This is a genomic window from [Muricauda] lutisoli (nom. illeg.), assembly GCF_017313105.1.
GTDB lineage: Bacteria > Bacteroidota > Bacteroidia > Flavobacteriales > Flavobacteriaceae > Flagellimonas > Flagellimonas lutisoli.
Genome location: NZ_JAFLND010000002.1, coordinates 491,700 through 512,042, shown reverse-complemented (window position 1 = coordinate 512,042; position 20,343 = coordinate 491,700). Strand labels below are relative to the sequence as shown.

Sequence of the window (20,343 nt, the reverse complement as noted above, 5' to 3'; positions counted from 1 at the left end):
TTCAATTTTAGATCACTGCTGGACTTAAGGAGCCCTCTCTTTTTCTAGCTTCATTTATCATAAATGTACCATTTTTCAAGAAAGGCAATTATAGTTTGCTCAACCCTTAAACATTAACCATCCTTTAGGATGGATTTTTTGTATTTGGCCACTGCTTTTTTGAACTTTACTTCAAAACAAAATCAACATGAAATTAGAAGGAAAAGTAGCATACATCACAGGAGGAACAAAGGGCATAGGATACGGAATTGCCGAAAGCTTGTTGGCACAGGGCATGAAGGTGGCCGTTAGTGGACGTAGTCAAGAAAGTGCCGATGCCGCCGTAAAAGGCTTGGACAATCCGGACAATGTATTGGGATTGGTGTCCGACGTGTCCAAATTGGAAGACGAGAAAAAGGCCGTAGCAGCCATTCTCGATAAATGGGGACACTTGGATGTGGTAATGGCCAATGCGGGCGTAGGACATTTTGCCCCAATCGATGAACTGGAAGACGAGAAATGGCACCAAATGATCGATACCAACTTGAACGGGGTATACCATACGCTAAAAGCCTCCGTGGATGCCTTGAAAAAATCCGAAGGGTACTACATGACCTTGGCCAGCTTGGCGGGAACCAACTTTTTCCCGACCGCAGCGGGTTACAACGCTACCAAGTTCGGTGTGGTAGGTTTTACACAGGCCGCTATGCTGGATTTGAGACAGTACAACATTAAGGTAACCACCATTATGCCCGGTTCGGTTGCAAGTCATTTCAACAACAACGAACCATCCGATAAGGATGCATGGAAAATCCAGCCGGAGGATATTGGTAAATTGGTCATTGATCTGCTCACGATGCACCCACGTACCTTGCCAAGTAAGATAGAGGTGCGTCCCACACGTCCGGATTTGAAATAATCAATCTATTTTTTCAGTTAGGGGAACCGAAGCATTACAGATTTCCCCAATGAGTTGGAACAGATAATTTTCAAAGGTTGCAAGGGTATCCGTATGTATTCGGGTATCCTTGTCCTCTGAAAAGGGAAACAATCCTTTGCCCAAATGTTTAAATGAGATGATTCCAGCCTGTACGTCGCTTGTACCATATTTTTTGGAATAGAGGTAGGCGTAACAGAGCAATTGGAAGGCTTTGCTCTTGTCATATTCCGTGATGAGGGCTTCCCAATCCGTTATTTTTACGTTTTTGGCCTCTACCTTGCCCGTTTTATAGTCAATAATGCGTACGGTGCCGTCAAATTCGTCCACGCGGTCCAAAGTGCCCTTTAGTTTGATGGGAAAGTCAATCCCGGGCACTGTAATAAATTCTTCGTAGCGTTCCTCGAGCGCCAATATTTTGATTTCGTGGTGCTTCAGCTGTTGGAGCTCATCGTCCAAAAAGTTAGTAAGGTATTTCAGGATAACATTGTACACCAACAAGAATTTTCCCTTGGAAACATCCACCCCGGAAAGTTTCTCGGTAAAATGATGTTGCACCACTTCGGGGACTTGTTTTTTTAGGGATTTGATGTTTTCTTCCGTCAACACATGGTCAATGAAGGGGCTGTACAATTGCTCCAAACTATCGTGAATAATGGTCCCGAAGGTATTGGCCGCAATATTTTCCTCCACTTCCTCCAAATCGTTGATCTTGAGCATATTCCTGGTGTAGAAATCAATCGGGTTTTTAATGTAATTGGTCAATGAGGTCGGTGAAAAACCTTTTTGCGCAAATGCTTTTAAATCTTCCATAAACTGCCCGTCCTTTTCAATTTGGATAAGTGGTTTGGGATCAATGGAAATCTTGGGTGTGGCTATGGTATGGGTAATGTTGTTTTTTAGATTTTTATCCGTCAGCAACTGTGTGATCAATCGGCTCTTTTCCCCACCTTCCAGCACATCGGGTTCGGTGTTGTAGGTAATGTAAATGTTCTTCGAACGTTGGATCAGTCTATAAAAGTGATACACATAGATGGCATCCTTTTCTTTGTAAGTGGGCAGGCCATAATCGCGTTTCACATCAAACGGAATAAAGGAATTGTTGGATTTCCCGGAAGGGAGAATACCCTCGTTCACGGAAGTAATGATCACCGTTTCAAAATCCAGGTTTCTACTCTCCAACATTCCCATAATTTGAAAGCCCGTCAACGGCTGGCCAATAAAATCCAATGTTTCCATATGGGCCAATTGTTTGAATAGATTTTTGATGGATTTAAGCTCGCCCATAAAATCGACCTTGTCCAAATATTGGCCCAACTGGTTGAAGAGCGCATAGAATCGATAGAGATATTCCAGTTCCAGGGTATTTTTTTCTTCTTGATAGATAGTTTTCAATCGTTCTATGAGCAACAGACAGTTGTTTATCCAATCCATTGGGCTGATGGTTCCTTCTGGAAAAATAATCGACAACAATGCTTGTGCCTTTGGATATTTTTCGAGCGTTTCTGAATTGATGTAAAGCAGGTTGGCTTCTTTAATATCCTTGGACATGCGTTGTGCAAAACTTTCTTGAGCTTCGTTGGACAGGGTTAGTGTGTAGGGGTTCGAGATAAATTCCAATACCCGTTTAAAAAACCAGCCTCGCTCAGAAACGTTGAGGTGCAGTTCCAAAAAGTTCATAAAAAAGGAATACAGCACCGTTTTGTTCAACGGCATTCCCATAGTGATGTTAACTTCAGGTATGCTGCTTGGAATTCCATTGAGCATAGGGTTCAGGAAGGTTTCATCGGCCAGGACCAAAGCGGTTTTGCTAAGATCGATTTCTTCTTTCTCCCCTATTTCTTGCAACAGTTGACCCACATATTTGGTCTGTGAGATACTTTTAGGGACCCCAGTGATTGTGATATTCTTATTTTGAAGAAAATTGTCCTGTGGCTCTATGTTGTGCCCGTGTTTGTAATAAGGCCAATTGTATTGGTAATCCCTTATAAATAAACCCGCATCGTGCAATGGATCGTTTAAAAAATAGGAATCGATGTCCCAATAGATGTGGGAGTTTCCCTGTTCCAGATAATATTGAATAATAGTGGATTCCGCAGCGTTCAGGGCGTTAAAACCCACAAAAACAATTGGGTTGACATTTGTTTCTTTGTAATTACCACTTTGAATAGCCTTGACCGCTTCGCGTTGAATCAATCCTTGATAGCCTCTTTTTTGTTCGAGAAGGGCATTATAAAAATCATTGTATATGGTTTCTAGATTTTTCCAAAGTTGTAGATAGTTCTCTACTAGCTCTGATTTTTCCTTGCTAGTGGACCAATGGTTGATTTCCTTGATAGCGGATAAATAATTCAAAATATCGGTGGCCGGTATCAGATAGCCATCAATTTCATTGAAGTCTTGCAACAAAGTTTGTCCCCAAGTGATAAAGGAAGCAAAATCATCTGATTCCTTTATCTCGGATTGTTTGTAAACCTTAAAGAGAAGGAGCAACAAATCAATATTGGAGGCCTGATTTAAATCTGATAATTTTCCGATGAATTCCTGAATGGATACAACTTCTGGACTAAATATGTTTTTCTCGAGCCTATTGGCGATATGTTTTTTTAAAAAGGTTCCCGACCGTTTACTGGGAAGTACAAAGGTGCATTGGGTAATATCCAGCTTCTTTTTAAGGAGGTCATCCAGTACATATTCAAGGAAAGTATCATGCATGGATTAAAAATAAAAAAGGCCCCGCATTTGCGGAGCCTTTTTAAAGAAAACTTTGTTTCTTTTATTATTTGATCAAGTTGATTTCAACTCGTCTGTTTTGTGCTCTACCAGCTCTTGTGTTGTTAGTGGCGATTGGCTTAGCCTCGCCGTAACCGATAGCGGAAAGTCTATCAGCATCGATTCCTTTGTCGATCAAGAAATCTCTAACAGAGTTAGCTCTTTCTTCAGAAAGTCTCTGGTTCAAGCTTTCGCTACCTACGCTGTCAGTGTGACCTTCAACAGTAAACTTAGCGTTAGGATACTCGTTCAAGATTTGGATGATGTCAACCATTACAGAAGTAGATTCTGCTTTGATAGAAGACTTACCAGTATCGAACAAGATAGTTCTAGCGTAGTCGTTCAATTGTTTTTGAACTTCTTCAGTTACTTCTGGACAACCGTTGTTAGCAACAGTACCAGCGATTTCTGGACACTGATCGTCTTTGTCAAGAACTCCGTCGCCATCACCATCAGGCCAAGGGCATCCGTCGTTTTCAGCAGGACCAGCTTCGTTAGGACACTCATCATCTTTATCAGCAACACCGTCACCGTCAGCATCAGGACAACCAGCTAGAGCAGGAAGACCTGGAGTGCTTGGACAAGCGTCATCTTTATCGGCAACACCGTCACCGTCAGCATCAGGACAACCGTTCATTTCTTTAGAACCAGCTTCGTTAGGACAAGCATCTTTAGCATCTTCGATACCGTCACCGTCAGAATCAGGACATCCGTTGAATGCCTCTAGACCAGCAACTTCTGGACAAGCATCGTCTTTGTCGTAGATACCGTCACCATCAGTGTCAGTACCACCAAACTTAATGCTGATACCAGCCATGTGTTGGAAATGCTTAACCAAGTAATCTTCGAAAGCGTGCTTGTATTGTGTTTGAAGTGTGAAACCTAGGTTGTCAGAAAACCAAACGTTAACACCAACACCACCATTTACGGTACCGGCACCAATTTCATCTACCCAAGTATAACCACCACCTACTTCTACGAAAGGATCGATTGTAGTGTTTTTAAGGAAGTTGTACTTAATTGTACCATCAATGGCGTAGTGAGACAAATCATCAACAGATGCATCTCCTATTTTTTCGATTCTGTTCAAGGAACCTCTCGCTCCAACAGAAAAACCATCTCCGATGTACTTGGAAACGCCAACATAGGATACAGAAGGCAAAATGTTCCAGTGATCTGATACGTTAAAGTACTCATCGAACAATGTAGTACTTGAAAGAGGGTTGTTACTATCGTTAGTAGGATAAGTGTCTATCGCATTCACCCCAATGCTAACTTGCCAGGGATTATTTTCGTCTTGCGCTTGTATGCTGTTGAACCCTACAAATACAAGAGCAACAACCAATAATTTGCTAAGATGTTTCATGCTCAAAATTTTAAGTTTAAGTGTTTATCAGCAGCAAATGTAAGTTGTTAAGACTTATTAACAAAATCTAAATTTCTTTTTTTTTGACTCATTTGCCAGAAGAATTACTGCATTTCATCGAATTTAGATGACATTTAACGATCTTCCTACTTTAATGAAGGCTTTTATTGCTCGGTCTAAATGTTCTTTTTCGTGGGCTGCTGAAAGCTGTACCCTGATTCTTGCTTTGTCCTTTGGAACTACCGGATAGAAGAATCCGATCACATAAATCCCTTCCTCCAAAAGCATATCCGCCATGCTTTGTGAAAGCTTCGCATCGTAGAGCATTACTGGCACTATGGCGGAATCGCCGTCAATAATGTCAAAGCCAGCTTCTTTCATTCCTTTTTTGAAGTATTCCGTGTTGCTTTCCAACTTATCCCTTAAAGTCGTGTCCGTATCAAGCATGTCAAAAACCTTGATGGATGCTCCAACGATGGCAGGTGCCAACGAATTGGAGAACAAATAAGGTCTGGAGCGTTGGCGCAACATCTCGATAATTTCCTTTTTACCTGTAGTATAACCGCCCATGGCACCGCCCAGTGCCTTACCCAATGTGCCGGTGATAATATCAATTCGGTCCATAACACCTTTTTCTTCCAATGTTCCGCGACCTGTTTCGCCAATAAAACCGGCGGCGTGGCATTCGTCGATCATGACCATGGCATCATATTTATCCGCTAGGTCACATATGTTGTCCAAAGGAGCCAACAATCCGTCCATGGAGAACACACCATCGGTCACGATTATTTTGAATCGTGCGCCATCGGCATTACTTTGTTTTAGTTTTTCCTCAAGATCGGCCATATCGTTGTTGGCATATCTGTAGCGCTTTGCCTTGCACAAACGAACGCCGTCGATAATAGAGGCATGGTTCAAGGAATCGGAGATAATGGCATCTTCTGCGGTGAGCAAAGGTTCGAATACTCCTCCGTTGGCATCAAAAGCGGCTGCATATAATATGGTATCCTCTGTTCCATAAAAGTCGGCGATTTTCTGTTCCAACTCTTTATGAATGTCCTGGGTTCCACAAATAAAGCGTACTGAAGACATTCCAAAACCATGCGTGTCCATAGTGTCTTTGGCGGCTTGGATCACATCTGGATGGGAAGACAATCCCAGATAGTTGTTGGCACAAAAATTGATCACTTCCTCTCCCGTGGAGATTTTTATGACCGCTCCTTGTGGGGAGGTGATAATTCGTTCTTTTTTAAAGAGACCAGCTTCTTTGATCGCTTCCAGTTCTTGGGCCAAATGTTCTTTTATTTTTCCGTACATATCTTTAAATAACTTTATACAAAAATAGGGTCTATTTTCTGGTCAATATAAACAATAACCGATTGTTTGATTTGAAAATCCATATCTCTTAAAATATCGGCATAGTTGGTAATCTGTTCCTTGTGCTTGGGCGATGGTTTTCCTGTTTTGTAATCAATGATGGTGGCTTCGTTCCCCGAGATAACAATTCTATCGGGACGAAGGGAATGCCCATCCGTGGTCAAGATTTCCCTTTCATTCAATACTTGAAGGTCTTCCAAGAACAAATCCTTCAATTTTGGATGGTTCACAACGGCCAATATTTTTTGTTTGATGTCGCTAGCCGCTTCTTGTGGAAAATGCCCCTCAATTTCCAAACGTTCCAAAACGGCATTAACGTCGTTTATGGTTTCAATTTGGCTCAAAGCAAAGTGGATTACATTTCCCATTTTAATGGCTTCTATCCGTTCATCGTCCCACAAGCGGCCGGATTTAGTGGAAATCTTAAATCCTTCATCATCTTTGGGTCGGGCAACATAGCGGATGTAGTTCTGGGATGATTCCGAATAAGGGGATACCGTGTTGGATGGAAAAGTTCCAACGGTGTAAGTCCCACTTTCGTTTTCGGAAACCTTCTTTTGCTGCACGTACCATTGGAAAAGGTCCGAATAGGATGCGGCTGCCTCAACCGAAGCAATATCTTTCTTGGGTTTTTCGGTAATTATAAAGAGTCCTTTTATGGGGCGGGTCAGCGCCACATAGAGCACGTTCATGGAATCCAACAAGGTTTTTTGCTCTTCGGCTTTATATTTTTGTTGGGCCACTTCGTTGTATTCCAACATATCCTTATTGTTGTTGATCAGAAACTCATCCAACCCCAAAGCCTCATCATTGGTGGTGGCCGGAACCCAAGCTTTCTTTTTCTTCCGTTTGTCATCCAGAACGGCATTGGCAAAAGGGAAAATCACAAAAGGAAACTCAAGGCCCTTGGCTTTGTGAATGGTCATGATTTTTACGGCATCCACCCCATCGGGAGCGGCAATGGAAAGGGATTCCTTTTTTACCTCCCAATACGTAAGAAAGGCATATACGCTGGGTCCTTCCCTTTTTTCGAGATCAAGTACTTCGTCCATCAAAAATGAGATGTGTGCCACGGAGCCATGATAAAGCTCAAATTGCACAATGGCGGTTTCCAAGATGGTCAATACAGGCGATCCTTTCAGTTCATTTATATTGAAGTTGTATTCCGAGGCCAAGAAAGTTTCAATGTCATCCAAATGTTTGTTGATGAAGCTGTGCTTGCCATTTTCATCGGGGGACAGATACATTAATATATGGTATGCTGCTTCCCTGTCTTTTACATTTTCAAAAATCCGGAGGATGGACACCAAAAAGATGACTTTCTCGTTCTTTGCCAATAAAAGAGCATCCGAAGAAATGATGGGAATGTTCTGCTGTGCCAAATAATCCGCCAGCAGCATTCCTTTTTTATTGTCCCGTACCAATACACAGATATCTGAATAAGCATAGTTTTCCGAAACAATATGCTGAACTGCTTTCAAGGTTTCATCGCAGTAGACGTCATCCTTATCTTCTGCATCCGCATCCAAAAAGGACATTTGAATATAACCCCCAGGCTTGTTGTTTGTTTTTTGATGGGAATCTTTTAAAAAAAGGTTGCGATAATCCTCATTGCCTAGCACAGGGGCCATTTCCGTGAAAAAACTATTGTTGAAGTTCACGATTTCATCACAGCTCCTCCAGTTGGTGTCCAATGAATACGTGCTCGGTTCTACCACAAATGGGTGCGATTTTCCATTGATCAAGTCCAAGAACTGTTCGGCACGTCCACCTCGCCAGCGATAAATGGCCTGCTTTACATCACCTACCAAAAAAAGGGAACCACGCTCATGCTTTTCGTCCTCGCTTTCCAGGGCGTTTCCAATAAGAGGCACCAGGTTCTGCCATTGCATTTTGGAGGTGTCCTGGAACTCATCAATAAAATAGTGACGGTATTTTTCGCCCATCCGTTCATAAATGAACGGTACTGGTTGATTTTTGATTTCCTTGGAGAGAATCGCATTCAAGGAAGAAATGGGAATAATGTCCCTGTCCAATTCAATGTTCTTGATCTCCTTGGCGATTTCGTTCAAGACCGTCATTGGCACAATGTTGCCGTAAATATTTTGGAGGTAGCTATGTCGATAAACAAGTCGTTTTATGGATAGATAGTTTTCCAAAATGGTCACGGCCAGTTGGGAGACATCTCTTTTGTCGCTTGCTTTGAGCAATTTTCCTTCGACCAGGTTGGGTTCCAGGGTTTTACTTGTATATAGGTTTTTCGGGCTGAACTCCCCATCAACCATTTTTTTAAAATGATTGGGCAAGGTTTTTCTCGGAAAATCGGCAAACTCAAACCCTTGTTGCTGTATTTCCCGAAGCACATTTTGAGCTATTTGTACAACTTTTTCCTCAATGGCCTTGCTTTCTGATGCTATCCGTTTTTGGATGTCCTGAAAATCTCCGATAGATTTTGCTCGCAATGGGTTTATGTGCTCTGCATGATTTTCTTGGAACAGGAGTTTTCCTATTTCCGTAAGATCATAAGTAATGTTCCAACTTTTGTCATCATCAATTTTTTCGAGCGAAAAGGCAATCAGTACTTCGGTGAGCTTTTCCTCGTTGCCAGCTCGCTCCAGTAATCTTCCCACGGCTTCTTCCAATAATAGGTCGAGATTGAGCTCCACCTCAAAATTTTGGGATAGGTGAAGATCTCGGGCAAAGGTTTTAATGATTTTGTGGTTGAACTTATCAATGGTCGAAATCTCAAAAAAGGAATAGTTGTGCAGAATTCGCTTTAGAATAAGTTGTGACCGTTGTCGCAATTGCTCTTCGGTAAGGGAGAGTTCATCGCAAAGGGATTGAAACAGACTTTTCTGCTTTTCGGGAACTTGATCCTGACCAAAGGCGAACAGGTTTTCCAATATTCGGGTCTTCATTTCGTCCACTGCCTTATTGGTGAACGTAATGGCCAAAATCTGACGGAATTTTATCGTAGAATCACGGGAAAGCAATAAGGTAAGATAGGTTTTGGCAAGGGCATAGGTCTTGCCCGAACCTGCAGATGCACTGTATATTTTAAAATTGGAGCCCTCCAAAAACCTTTTTCCTGCAAAATAAGGATTCCTTACCTGATGTTAACATGGTTTTAGCGGAATATAAATGTTAAAACTCGTATTTTTACGTAAATTGATTAATAACCTAAAAAAATAATATTATGGCTTTTGAATTACCTAAATTACCGTATGCATACGATGCATTGGAACCTCATATAGATGCAAGGACTATGGAAATTCACCATACCAAGCACCACAATGGCTATACTACTAAGTTGAATGCCGCAATCGAAGGAACTGACTTGGCAGGTAAAGAAATTGTGGATATCCTATCTAATTTGGATATGTCCAATACTGCAGTTAGAAACAACGGTGGAGGATTTTTTAACCACAGCCTTTTTTGGGAAGTTATGTCACCGAACGGTGGAGGAACTCCATCTGGTGAGTTGGCTTCCGCAATCGATGATGCTTTTGGTTCTTTCGACGCTTTTAAAGAAAAATTCAGTGCAGCTGCAGGTTCTAGATTTGGATCGGGTTGGGCCTGGTTGTGCGTTCACAAAGGAGGAAAGGTTGAAATTTGCTCAACTCCAAACCAAGATAATCCCATTATGCCAGGAGTAGGTTGCGGTGGATATCCAATTTTAGGATTGGATGTTTGGGAGCACGCTTACTATTTGCATTATCAAAATAGGAGACCAGAATATATATCAGAATTTTTTAGTGTGATCAACTGGGATAAAGTTTCCGAAAACTATGCAGCTAGCAAATAATAACTAGGGCTGTTCATCATATAAAAAGCCGTGCACTCAGTGCACGGCTTTTTTGTTTCAATTTTTTTAAATAGAAAAGGGCGAGGAAGCCCTCACCCTTTTCGTCCCAAATCTTACCATAAACTTAACCTACTTATGCTATGGCGAGACTAAAATACTGGTATTGTGAGAAATAACAAAGGGTTTTAAAAAATATTTTGCGTTTTGGAAGAAAAAGAAAACGTGCAGTTCATCGATAAAATGGATAAAACCTTGGTAGTCAAATATAAAGAAGGCGGAGCACGCTCCGCCTTCTTTCCCCAAATCTTACCATGAACTTAACCTACTTATGCTATGGTCCTCCAAATGTAAGCCAAGCATTGTTTTTGTCAATAAGCTTTTAGATGAAACCCCCTTTAATTGGTTAAAGTGTACAACAAGGACGTTAGATTGATAAATATCAAGAAAACTGTACTTTTTAAGTTTTAGGGAAAAGTGTAGAAAATAAAAAAGGTGGAATAGCTTCCACCTTTTTTGCCCCAAATCTTACCATGAACTTAACCTACTTATGCTATGGCAGTTACTAAAGTAGGATTGCAGGTAGCTGATTGTATAAAAACCCGCTGTTCTGCTAGTTTCATCGATAAAGTGCACAGATTGTGCTATTTCTCTATCTTATTGATTAATAAGCCCTTTCGTTTTTGCCTTCAAAAAAGTTGACGAATGCTTTGTTGACTATTCTGTTCCCGCCCGGTGTTGGGTAATTCCCCGTAAAGTACCAATCCCCTAAATTTTTAGGACAGGCACTGTGCAATCCTTCAATGCTTTGATAGATAATTTCTACCTCTGCATTCATGCCTTCCGGGCAAAGAATTTCACCGATTTTTTTCGAAATCTGTTTAGCCGAAAACGGAGCATAAAACTCCTTTACATAGTTCACTGCATCTTTGTTGGAAGGGTCGGTCTGGGTTAAGCATTTCTCATAGATCTCTTTGATCAAGTGCGTAGTCCCATGGTCTTCGTGCAAAGCTTTGGCGGCTTTAAAGGCAACAAAGTCTTCCAATTTGGCCATATCTATCCCGTAGCAATCGGGGTAACGAATCTGCGGAGCAGAGGAAACCACAACTATTTTCTTGGGAGACAGTCTATCCAATATTTTAAGGATACTGCGCTTTAAGGTTGTTCCACGTACAATACTGTCATCTATAATAACAAGGTTGTCCGTGCTTTTTACAGAACCGTACGAAATATCATAAACGTGGGTCACCAAATCATCCCTACTGCTATCTTGGGTGATAAAGGTTCTCAATTTCGCATCCTTAATGGCCACCTTTTCAATACGTGGACGAATATTCAAGATTTTATGGACCTGCTCCGCTGTCATTTTAGGGCCCAAAGCCAAAATTTGTTCCTCTTTTTTCTTGTTGAGGTAATTTTGGGCCTCTTTCACCATTCCAAAGAATGATGTTTCCGCGGTATTGGGAATATATGAGAAAACAGTGTTTTCCAAATCATTGTCGATGGACTTCAAAATTTCAGGAAATACGAGTTTCCCCAATTTTTTTCTTTCCTGATAGATTTCTTTATCACTACCACGGGAGAAATAAATGCGCTCAAAAGAACAAGCCTTACGTTCCGTGGGCTCCAATATTTTTTTTAGGGCCATGGAACCATTTTTCTTAATGATTATGGCACGTCCAGGGTCTAGTTCATGTACATCATCAAAATTAACATTGAACACCGTTTGGATCACGGGGCGCTCCGATGCTACAACCACCACTTCATCATCTTGGTAGTAATAAGCAGGTCTTATCCCTGCAGGATCTCGCATCACAAAGGCATCACCATGGCCAATGAGGCCGCTCATGGCATAGCCGCCATCCCAGTTTTTAGAGGCCTTTCTCAAAATCTTGGCTACATTCAGGCGTTCCGCGATCAAGGCAGAGGCTTCCCTTTTTGTATACCCTTCTTTTTTGATCTGTTTGTAAAGCTTGGCCACGGCATCATCCAGAAAGTGACCGATTTTTTCCATTACGGTAACGGTATCGGCCTTTTCTTTGGGATGCTGCCCCAGTTCCACCAGGTTGCCAAAAAGCTCGTCAACATTGGTCATGTTAAAGTTACCGGCTACTATAAGGTTCCGGTGCATCCAATTGTTTTGCCTTAAAAACGGATGTACGTTCTCAATACTGTTTTTTCCGAAGGTGCCATAGCGAACGTGCCCCATCAAAAGCTCACCGATGTAGGGAATGTTCTTTTTTTGCCAGGCCACATCGTTCTCGTGCTCTGGATGTTCGGCCAAAGCAGTGTTTATACGGTTGTTGATCTGGGCAAAAATATCCTGAATGGGCTGCTGCTGGGCAGACCGTACACGGCTCATGTAACGTTCACCGGGCTGCATGTCCATTTTTATACTGGCAAAACCGGCACCATCCTGTCCGCGGTTATGCTGTTTCTCCATCATTAGGTACATCTTATTTACACCGTAAAAAGCGGTACCGTACTTTTCTTTGTAGTACTCCAAGGGTTTAAGCAAACGGATCAACGATATTCCGCATTCGTGCTTAATGGGATCACTCATAACAAACCAAATAAAAAAGCCCCGAAAATCCCAGGGCAAACATTTATGTTAATTCAATATTGAACTGCGTCAATTCTTTAAACTGTACCAAGCGGGTCTCGACCTCGCTCTTTTTTAAATCCACCATTCGTTCGGTTCCAAAACGTTCCACACAGAACGATGCCAAATTGGACCCATGGATAATGGCGTTTTTCATGCTTTCAAAAGAAATGTTTCCGGCCTCGGTCAAATATCCCGCAAAACCTCCTGCAAAAGTATCTCCTGCGCCCGTCGGGTCAAAAACCTCTTCCAAGGGCAGGGCAGGGGCAAAGAAAATATTGTCGTCGTGGAACAAGAGGGCTCCATGCTCCCCTTTTTTGATCACTACATATTCCGGGCCCATTTCCTGAATCTTAGCGGCAGCTTTTACCAAGGAATATTCATCGGTCATCTGTCGCGCCTCTTCATCGTTAATGGTAATGACATCGATTTTGGAAATGACCGCCATCAATTCATCCCATGTATTGTCCATCCAAAAGTTCATGGTATCCAAAACTATAAGTTTTGGTCGTTTTTCCATCTGCTTAATTACACTCAGTTGGATGTTAGGGTGAAGGTTGCCGAGCATTACGATATCCGCATCGGAATAATCGTTGGGAACAACAGGGTTAAAATCGGCCAAGGTGTTAAGTTCCGTGGCCAAGGTGTCCCTTGAATTAAGGTCGTTATGATACTTTCCTTCCCAAAAAAAGGTCTTTCCGCCTTTCACTACTTCAACTCCCGAAAGGTCTATGTCCTTGTTTTTTAGAATATCCATATAGGATTGTGGAAAGTCGTCTCCCACTACGGAAACAATCGCAGCGTCTATTTTGAATTGTGAAGCTGCCAAACCGATAAAGGTACCAGCGCCCCCCAATATTTTTCCTGTTTTCCCGAACGGTGTTTCAATGGCATCAAAAGCCATGGTTCCCACGATCAGTAATTTGCCCATTCCCTAATTTTTGCTGCAAATATACGGTTTGATATGCCATATTGGAATCATTGGTATAGGTTTTAAGAAAAAGAGAGGGCAAATATTATTTCAAGTACAAGAATAAGCTGGAATTGAACGTCGGTTTCGAGCACTTTTTAGGGTCTTGCATCTTATAGTCAAATCTAGTTTCTTAAAACTATTTTCTTCCGAAATCGGCAGGAATTTCGCCCCAAGCTTTGGTCTCCCACTTTACGATGGGAGTGCTGAAACGGTTCTTTTTGAGCCACTCTTCGGCACGTTCGATGAGTTCAAAAAGCTGAGTGTTTTTGGCTGTTCTGTTCAATTTGGTGCCACATTTTTTCTTTCGCACCCACCCAATGGCGATTCTGGAATCGGAATAAATGATCCGGTCACTTTTTTGTTGTTTTAAGAAAGCAAGGCCGTGTACCAGTGCCAAAAACTCACCGACATTGCTCGTTCCCTGTTCGAACGGGCCTTGATGAAAAAGGATCCTTTTACTTTTGGTATCCACCCCTCGATATTCCATTTTTCCCGGGTTGCCACTGGACGCCGCGTCCACGGCAATGGAATTGTAGTTGGGCTCACCAATTTTCAACAGTTCTTCTGGAGTAAGTTCGCTTTTACCCTTGGATTTTCCTTTATATTCCAAATAATTTCCGTTGAAAGCTTTTTTGGCTTCTTCAAAGGTGGCGAACGATTTGTATTGTGCCCCTTTTACCCCATCAATTTGGGCCTTGCAATCTGCCCAGGATTCAAAAATACCGGGATGCTTACCTTGCCAGACTACATAAAACTTTTTTTTCTTGGACATTAGGACAGTAGTTTTTCTATCACTATCGGGAAGTGTTCATACTCCAATTGATGCACTTTTTTGGCAATGGCCTCGGCATCGTCCGATGGCTCTAAGGGGACCTTGGCCTGAAAAATTATGGCTCCCTCATCGTAATTTTCGTTCACGTAATGTATGGTAATGCCCGTTTCGGTTTCATCGTTTTCTTTTACGGCTTGATGTACCCTTTCCCCATACATTCCCTTTCCTCCGTATTTGGGCAACAAGGCAGGATGAATATTGATGATTTTATCAGGAAATGCTTCGATGAGGTTGGATGGAATCTTCCATAGAAAGCCCGCTAGCACTACTAAATCTGTCTGTAGCCCCTGAAGAAACTGTACCACTGCATTGGAATCTTTGAATGCGGTTCTGTTGAAATAGAATGCAGGTACTTTAAGACGGTCGCAACGCTCAAGTACTTTGGCCGAGCTCTTGTTGGTGAGCACGGCGACGACTTCCGCTTGCTGTTTTTCACGAAAAAAGGAAATAATATTTTCTGCATTGGACCCACTGCCCGATGCGAAGATTACAATTCGTTTCATTCGTTAGGAATTGATATGATTTTGGACTAAATTACGTCGGCTAAAGTAAGGCACAGTATTTTAAGATGTTTAATTTGGATCACATTTTATCGACAAATGATGTATTTAATCCAAAGTTTTATATTTTTGCCAACGATTTAAATTTTTAAAACCACAATAATTATGTCAGACATTGCATCAAGAGTAAAGGCTATCATCGTTGATAAACTGGGTGTAGATGAAAATGAAGTAGTTGCAGAAGCTAGCTTTACCAACGACTTAGGAGCGGATTCCTTGGACACTGTTGAACTTATCATGGAGTTTGAGAAAGAATTTGATATCCAAATACCAGACGACCAAGCAGAGAACATTGCCACTGTAGGTCAAGCTATTAGCTACATCGAAGAAGCTAAGTAATTAAATGATATATCGCTAAAGATTACAAATTATCCATGTGGTTGTTACCACATGGATAATTTTTTTTATAAATTACGTCTAAAGGGTAAAAAAAATAGTTCAATGCAGTTAAAGCGAGTTGTAGTTACCGGGATGGGTGCGTTAACGCCTATAGGTAACAATTTGGAAGCTTATTGGGAAGGACTACGGACCGGTAAGAGCGGTTCTGCCCCCATTACTTATTTCGACACCGAAAAATTTAAAACGAAGTTTGCTTGCGAGCTTAAAGGGTACGACCCTTCCGATTTTTTTGATCGTAAGGAAGCTAGGAAACTGGACAAGTTTGCCCAATATGCTTTGGTGTCTTCCGACGAGGCCATAGCGGACTCTGGAATAGACTTGAACGTTGTGGACAAGTTTAGGGTAGGTGTTGTATGGGGAGCAGGAATAGGCGGATTGGAAACTTTTCAGAATGAAGTGATAGGGTACGCCCAAGGAGATGGTACACCACGTTTCAATCCTTTCTTTATTCCTAAAATGATTGCCGATATCGCTCCGGGCAACATTTCCATAAAACATGGATTTATGGGGCCTAACTACACCACGGTTTCTGCTTGTGCATCTTCGGCAAATGCCATGATCGATGCGCTGAACTACATTAGGCTGGGACATTGCGACGTAATCGTTACAGGAGGTAGTGAGGCGGCCGTAACCATTGCAGGAATGGGAGGATTTAACGCTATGCACGCTCTTTCTACCAGAAATGAAAGTCCTGAAACCGCTTCCAGACCATTCGATGCAACACGTGATGGATTTGTGTTGGGTGAAGGTGGTGGAGCATTGATTCTTGAGGAATATGAACATGCCAAAGCCAGAGGCGCCAAGATTTATGCCGAAGTTGTGGGCGGGGGATTATCCAGTGATGCTTACCACATGACCGCACCACATCCAGAAGGTATTGGAGTAGTTCAAGTAATGAAAAACTGCTTGGAAAATGCAGGATTGAAACCAGAGGATGTTGATGCCATCAATACGCACGGAACCTCTACACCACTTGGTGATGTAGCTGAGCTCAAAGCTATTTCCAAAGTATTTGGGGACCATGCCAAGGACATCAACATTAACTCCACCAAGTCCATGACAGGACACTTGCTCGGTGCCGCAGGAGCCATCGAGGCCATAGCATCTATTTTGGCCATGGAGCACAGTTTGGTACCTCCTACCATAAACCATAGTGTAGTCGACGAGCAAATTGACCCATCACTAAACTTGACACTGAACAAGGCTCAAGAGCGTGAGGTAAAGGTTGCCATGAGTAATACATTTGGTTTTGGAGGACACAATGCATGTGTACTTTTCAAAAAAATAGAGTAGTTTTATAATATGAAACTTACTTCCAAAATATTCAATTCCCATCCGAGCACGGATGGGGATTTTTTTTTGGGTATCAAAAAAATCCTTGGATTTAAACCCAAGAACATAGAAATTTATAAAACCGCTTTCCTTCATCGGTCCATGAACAAAAAGGACGAAAAAGGAAACCCGGTGAACTATGAGCGATTGGAGTTTTTGGGCGATTCCATGTTGGGCACTATCATATCAAAGTATTTGTACAACGAAGTTCCAGAAGGGGACGAGGGCTATTTGACCAAAATGAGGTCTAAAGTCGTTAGCAGAAAACACCTCAATGAATTAGGAAAAGATCTGGGATTGTTGAAATATGTTGAAAGTAGAATCCCTAAAGAGCATTTTGGAGAAAACATCTATGGAAATGTCTTTGAAGCATTGGTAGGGGCGATTTACTTGGATAGAGGGTACAATTATTGCGAAAAATTTATTGATGAAAGAGTAATAGAACCCTATGTAGATATTGAACAGCTGGAGGGTAAAGTAATCAGTTACAAGAGTTTAGTTATTGAATGGTGCCAAAAGGAAAAGAAGCCGTTCAATTACAATGTCTATGAAGATACAGGGAATGATGAACTCAAACATTTTGCCGTAAAACTGACTATTGGGGACAGAATGCTGGCAAAGGCCAGGGCCACTTCCAAGAAAAAAGCAGAAGAGAAAGCATCCAAACGTGCCTATTTTGCATTGCAGAACAAGATTGACAATAAGTAACTTTAAATAATGGTAAACTCAAACGTTTTCGCTTTTTTTAGAAGTGTATTGTTTTGTATTAACTAGGCATTCATTAGGATTAAGCCTATATTTACCGTTCGTGTTATGGGCATGTTAACAACGCACAAGATATCAGCTGACTTATATGATGATAGTTTTTCTCTCATAGCCATTCACAGTAATTTGGAGGATTATGCCATCACTTATGCCATAAATTCCAGCTGTGGACTGTATCTGAAACGGATGGAAAAAGACCTTCATCTTGATGAAAATATGTCTTTTTCCGTTTTCGATTGGGACGATGAGATAAACGATGTGTATTGGACACTGATTTCAAACAAATGCGAAGTGGAAGAAGAGGTACCATCAGTAGGATTGTTTGGGAACAATACTTCCACAAGAACCGATCATTTGGTGAAAGAACGTAAGGAAGTGGATTATTTTTTGAAAGTGGATGCAGCAGATGAAACCATGTTTGCTCAAAAAATAAAGTCCATTAACCAAATCGCCAAAGTGATAACAGCATATCCATTGGACACACAAAATTTAAAATCAAAAAGAAATTTAATCTTTTAACAATGCCAACTAGAAAGAAGACTAAAATTGTAGCAACCTTGGGTCCGGCCACCAGTAAGAAGGAAACCTTAAAGGAAATGATCCTGGCAGGAGTGGATGTTTTTAGAATCAACTTTTCTCATGCGTCTTACGAAGATGTTGCCGAGCGGATAAAAATGATAAGGGAACTTAACGAAGAGTTGGAAATAAACACCGCCATACTTGCCGATTTGCAAGGTCCCAAACTAAGAGTCGGGGTAATGGGCGGAGAAGCCATAGTATCTCCGGGCGATCAAGTTACTTTTGTTACTGGCGAGCCTTTTGAAGGAACTGCCGAGAGAGTTTATATGAACTACCAAAGCTTCCCCAAAGATGTAAAGGCCGGAGAACGTATTCTATTGGATGATGGTAAACTTATTTTTGAAGTAAAGTCCACGAATGGAGAAAATGAGGTAGTCGCCACTGTAATACAAGGTGGTCCGCTTAAATCAAAAAAGGGAGTAAACCTTCCCAACACCAAGATTTCTTTGCCTGCCCTTACGAAGAAAGACGTTAAGGATGCCATTTTCGCCATTGGTCAAGACGTGGATTGGATAGCATTGTCCTTTGTGCGCCATGCACAAGACCTGTATGATCTTCACAATCTGATAAAAGAACATACCGAGCATAAAATTCCGGTGATCTCAAAAATTGAAAAACCAGAAGCCCTTGAAAATATAGAGGAGATTGTAAAGGCTTCCGATGGATTAATGGTGGCGCGTGGTGATTTGGGTGTTGAGATTCCGGCACAAGAAGTTCCATTGGTTCAGAAAAAATTGGTGCTAAGCGCCAAAAAAGGAAGAATACCAGTGATCATTGCCACACAAATGATGGAGACCATGATCACCAGTTTAACACCTACTCGTGCCGAAGTGAACGATGTGGCCAACTCCGTAATGGACGGCGCTGATGCCGTTATGCTTTCCGGCGAAACATCAGTAGGTAATTATCCTGTACAGGTTATTGAAAAAATGTCAAGCATTGTTTCAAGTGTTGAGGGCTCCAGCCTTATTCAAGTGCCACAGACACCGCCACATATCAGGACCAAAAGATACATTACCAAATCGGTTTGTTACCATGCTGCATTAATGGCCAATGAAATTTCTGCAAGGGCCATTTCCACTTTAACCAATAGTGGATACACGGCTTTTCAGATTTCAGCTTGGAGACCGGCAGCACATATTTTGGTGTTCACATCGAACAAAAGAATCTTGACCCAGTTGAACTTGCTTTGGGGCGTAAAAGCATTCTATTACGACAAATATGTGTCCACGGACCAAACCATTGAAGATGTGAACCAAATCGCCTGCAAAAAAGGCTTTTTGGAAGCAGGGGATATGCTAGTGAGTTTGGCAGCTATGCCGATCAAAGAAAAAGGTATGGTGAACACCCTACGGGTAACCGAGATCGAGAGCTGTAATTTTTAATGCCCTCTCAAATCAATGACTCAGCAAAAGGTGCCCATTGAAACATGGGTGCCTTTTTTATTTCAGTTCCATATCGGACAATAAAGAAGGAACAATGCCCCTTGCCATAAAAATGGGCCAGTCGTTTTTAAACAGATGACTTTCGGTAACCGCACTTTCGTACAAAAGGTATATTCCTCCCGAAATTTTTTCCGTTTCCGCTTTGGATAAATTGGAAATATTGTCCCCGACTAATTCGCCTAAATATAAGAGCAGTTCTTTTTTCTGTTGCTGGATTACGCTAAGAATGGTTGTTTGTTCAGGAGATAATTCCCCCAAGGTTTTAAGTCCCCAACAACCTTGAAAATTTTCCTCGAGGTACATATCCCTCAAAAGATCAAAAATAGCCATCAGTTGGTTCTTTCCACTCTGTCTTTGGCCAACGTAGGTTTTAAGCCTGTTCATAAAGACATTGTGCCGCTGATTTAAATAGGCTACACAAATGTCCTCTTTGGATTTAAAATGGCTGTACAGCGTAGCTTTCGCGATATCACATTTTTTTATGATCTCGTTGACCCCTGTTGAATTATATCCTTGGGAATAGAAAAGATTTCCCGCTGAGGATATAATGTGCTCGTGCAATTCATTTCGTTGCATAAAATGAGTAAGAATATAGTTAATGGTGGTCGATGGTATTACAAAGT

The 20,343-nt window shown here is 41.7% G+C and carries 16 protein-coding genes; 7 read left to right on the top strand and 9 right to left on the bottom strand.

Annotated elements, in window-relative coordinates; translation table 11 throughout:
• The first annotated feature begins 187 nt into the window (after positions 1–187).
• Positions 188–898, top strand: coding sequence for an SDR family oxidoreductase (locus J0X13_RS09595; protein WP_207071219.1), 711 nt, complete (start codon positions 188–190; stop codon positions 896–898).
• Here the strand turns inward: J0X13_RS09595 and J0X13_RS09590 are convergent, their stop codons facing one another.
• The 4 genes from J0X13_RS09590 to J0X13_RS09575 form a co-directional block, all read right to left on the bottom strand.
• Positions 899–3,631, bottom strand: a complete 2,733-nt coding sequence (locus J0X13_RS09590) for a PD-(D/E)XK nuclease family protein (protein ID WP_207071218.1) — start codon at positions 3,629–3,631, stop codon at positions 899–901.
• A gap of 64 nt (positions 3,632–3,695) precedes the next feature.
• The gene (locus J0X13_RS09585) at positions 3,696–5,054 is read right to left on the bottom strand and encodes an OmpA family protein (RefSeq protein WP_207071217.1); all 1,359 of its coding nucleotides are present in this window, start codon (positions 5,052–5,054) and stop codon (positions 3,696–3,698) included.
• Between the two features lie 123 nt (positions 5,055–5,177).
• Positions 5,178–6,371, bottom strand: a complete 1,194-nt coding sequence (gene kbl / locus J0X13_RS09580) for a glycine C-acetyltransferase (protein ID WP_207071216.1) — start codon at positions 6,369–6,371, stop codon at positions 5,178–5,180.
• A 14-nt stretch (positions 6,372–6,385) separates the two neighbouring features.
• A complete protein-coding gene (locus J0X13_RS09575) occupies positions 6,386–9,508 on the bottom strand; it encodes a UvrD-helicase domain-containing protein (protein WP_207071215.1) in 3,123 nt (1,040 codons plus the stop codon).
• 119 nt (positions 9,509–9,627) lie between these two features.
• Between J0X13_RS09575 and J0X13_RS09570 the strand changes: the two genes are divergently transcribed.
• Complete coding sequence (locus J0X13_RS09570; RefSeq protein WP_242535692.1) at positions 9,628–10,236, top strand: superoxide dismutase; 609 nt, start codon at positions 9,628–9,630, stop codon at positions 10,234–10,236.
• 661 nt (positions 10,237–10,897) lie between these two features.
• Here the strand turns inward: J0X13_RS09570 and J0X13_RS09565 are convergent.
• The 4 genes from J0X13_RS09565 to purN form a co-directional block, all read right to left on the bottom strand.
• Complete coding sequence (locus J0X13_RS09565; protein WP_207071214.1) at positions 10,898–12,796, bottom strand: amidophosphoribosyltransferase; 1,899 nt, start codon at positions 12,794–12,796, stop codon at positions 10,898–10,900.
• A 43-nt stretch (positions 12,797–12,839) separates the two neighbouring features.
• On the bottom strand, positions 12,840–13,766 hold the full coding sequence (locus tag J0X13_RS09560) for a PfkB family carbohydrate kinase (RefSeq protein WP_207071213.1): 927 nt from the start codon (positions 13,764–13,766) through the stop codon (positions 12,840–12,842).
• 178 nt (positions 13,767–13,944) lie between these two features.
• Positions 13,945–14,580 (bottom strand): ribonuclease H1 domain-containing protein, encoded by a 636-nt coding sequence (locus J0X13_RS09555; protein ID WP_207071212.1) that lies wholly within the window; start codon positions 14,578–14,580, stop codon positions 13,945–13,947.
• Entirely contained in the window at positions 14,580–15,143 is a 564-nt protein-coding gene (gene purN / locus J0X13_RS09550; RefSeq protein WP_207071211.1) for a phosphoribosylglycinamide formyltransferase, read from the bottom strand. Before purN ends, J0X13_RS09555 begins: the two co-directional genes overlap by 1 nt.
• 162 nt (positions 15,144–15,305) lie before the next feature.
• On the opposite strand from purN, the gene J0X13_RS09545 reads away from it, so the two are divergent.
• The 5 genes from J0X13_RS09545 to pyk all read left to right on the top strand — a co-directional run bounded on the left by J0X13_RS09545 (position 15,306) and on the right by pyk (position 19,660).
• The gene (locus J0X13_RS09545; RefSeq protein WP_009778413.1) at positions 15,306–15,539 is read left to right on the top strand and encodes an acyl carrier protein; all 234 of its coding nucleotides are present in this window, start codon (positions 15,306–15,308) and stop codon (positions 15,537–15,539) included.
• A gap of 102 nt (positions 15,540–15,641) precedes the next feature.
• Entirely contained in the window at positions 15,642–16,892 is a 1,251-nt protein-coding gene (gene fabF, locus J0X13_RS09540) for a beta-ketoacyl-ACP synthase II (RefSeq protein WP_207071210.1), read from the top strand.
• Positions 16,893–16,901: 9 nt separating this feature from the next.
• Positions 16,902–17,639: a ribonuclease III gene (gene rnc, locus J0X13_RS09535; RefSeq protein ID WP_207071209.1), complete on the top strand. Its 738-nt coding sequence runs from the start codon at positions 16,902–16,904 to the stop codon at positions 17,637–17,639.
• Positions 17,640–17,744: 105 nt separating this feature from the next.
• Positions 17,745–18,215: an IPExxxVDY family protein gene (locus J0X13_RS09530; RefSeq protein ID WP_207071208.1), complete on the top strand. Its 471-nt coding sequence runs from the start codon at positions 17,745–17,747 to the stop codon at positions 18,213–18,215.
• A gap of 2 nt (positions 18,216–18,217) precedes the next feature.
• Positions 18,218–19,660, top strand: a complete 1,443-nt coding sequence (gene pyk, locus J0X13_RS09525; protein ID WP_207071207.1) for a pyruvate kinase — start codon at positions 18,218–18,220, stop codon at positions 19,658–19,660.
• A gap of 57 nt (positions 19,661–19,717) precedes the next feature.
• On the opposite strand, the gene J0X13_RS09520 is transcribed toward pyk, so the two are convergent.
• Positions 19,718–20,296: a TetR/AcrR family transcriptional regulator gene (locus J0X13_RS09520; protein ID WP_207071206.1), complete on the bottom strand. Its 579-nt coding sequence runs from the start codon at positions 20,294–20,296 to the stop codon at positions 19,718–19,720.
• Between the last annotated feature and the right edge of the window lie 47 nt (positions 20,297–20,343).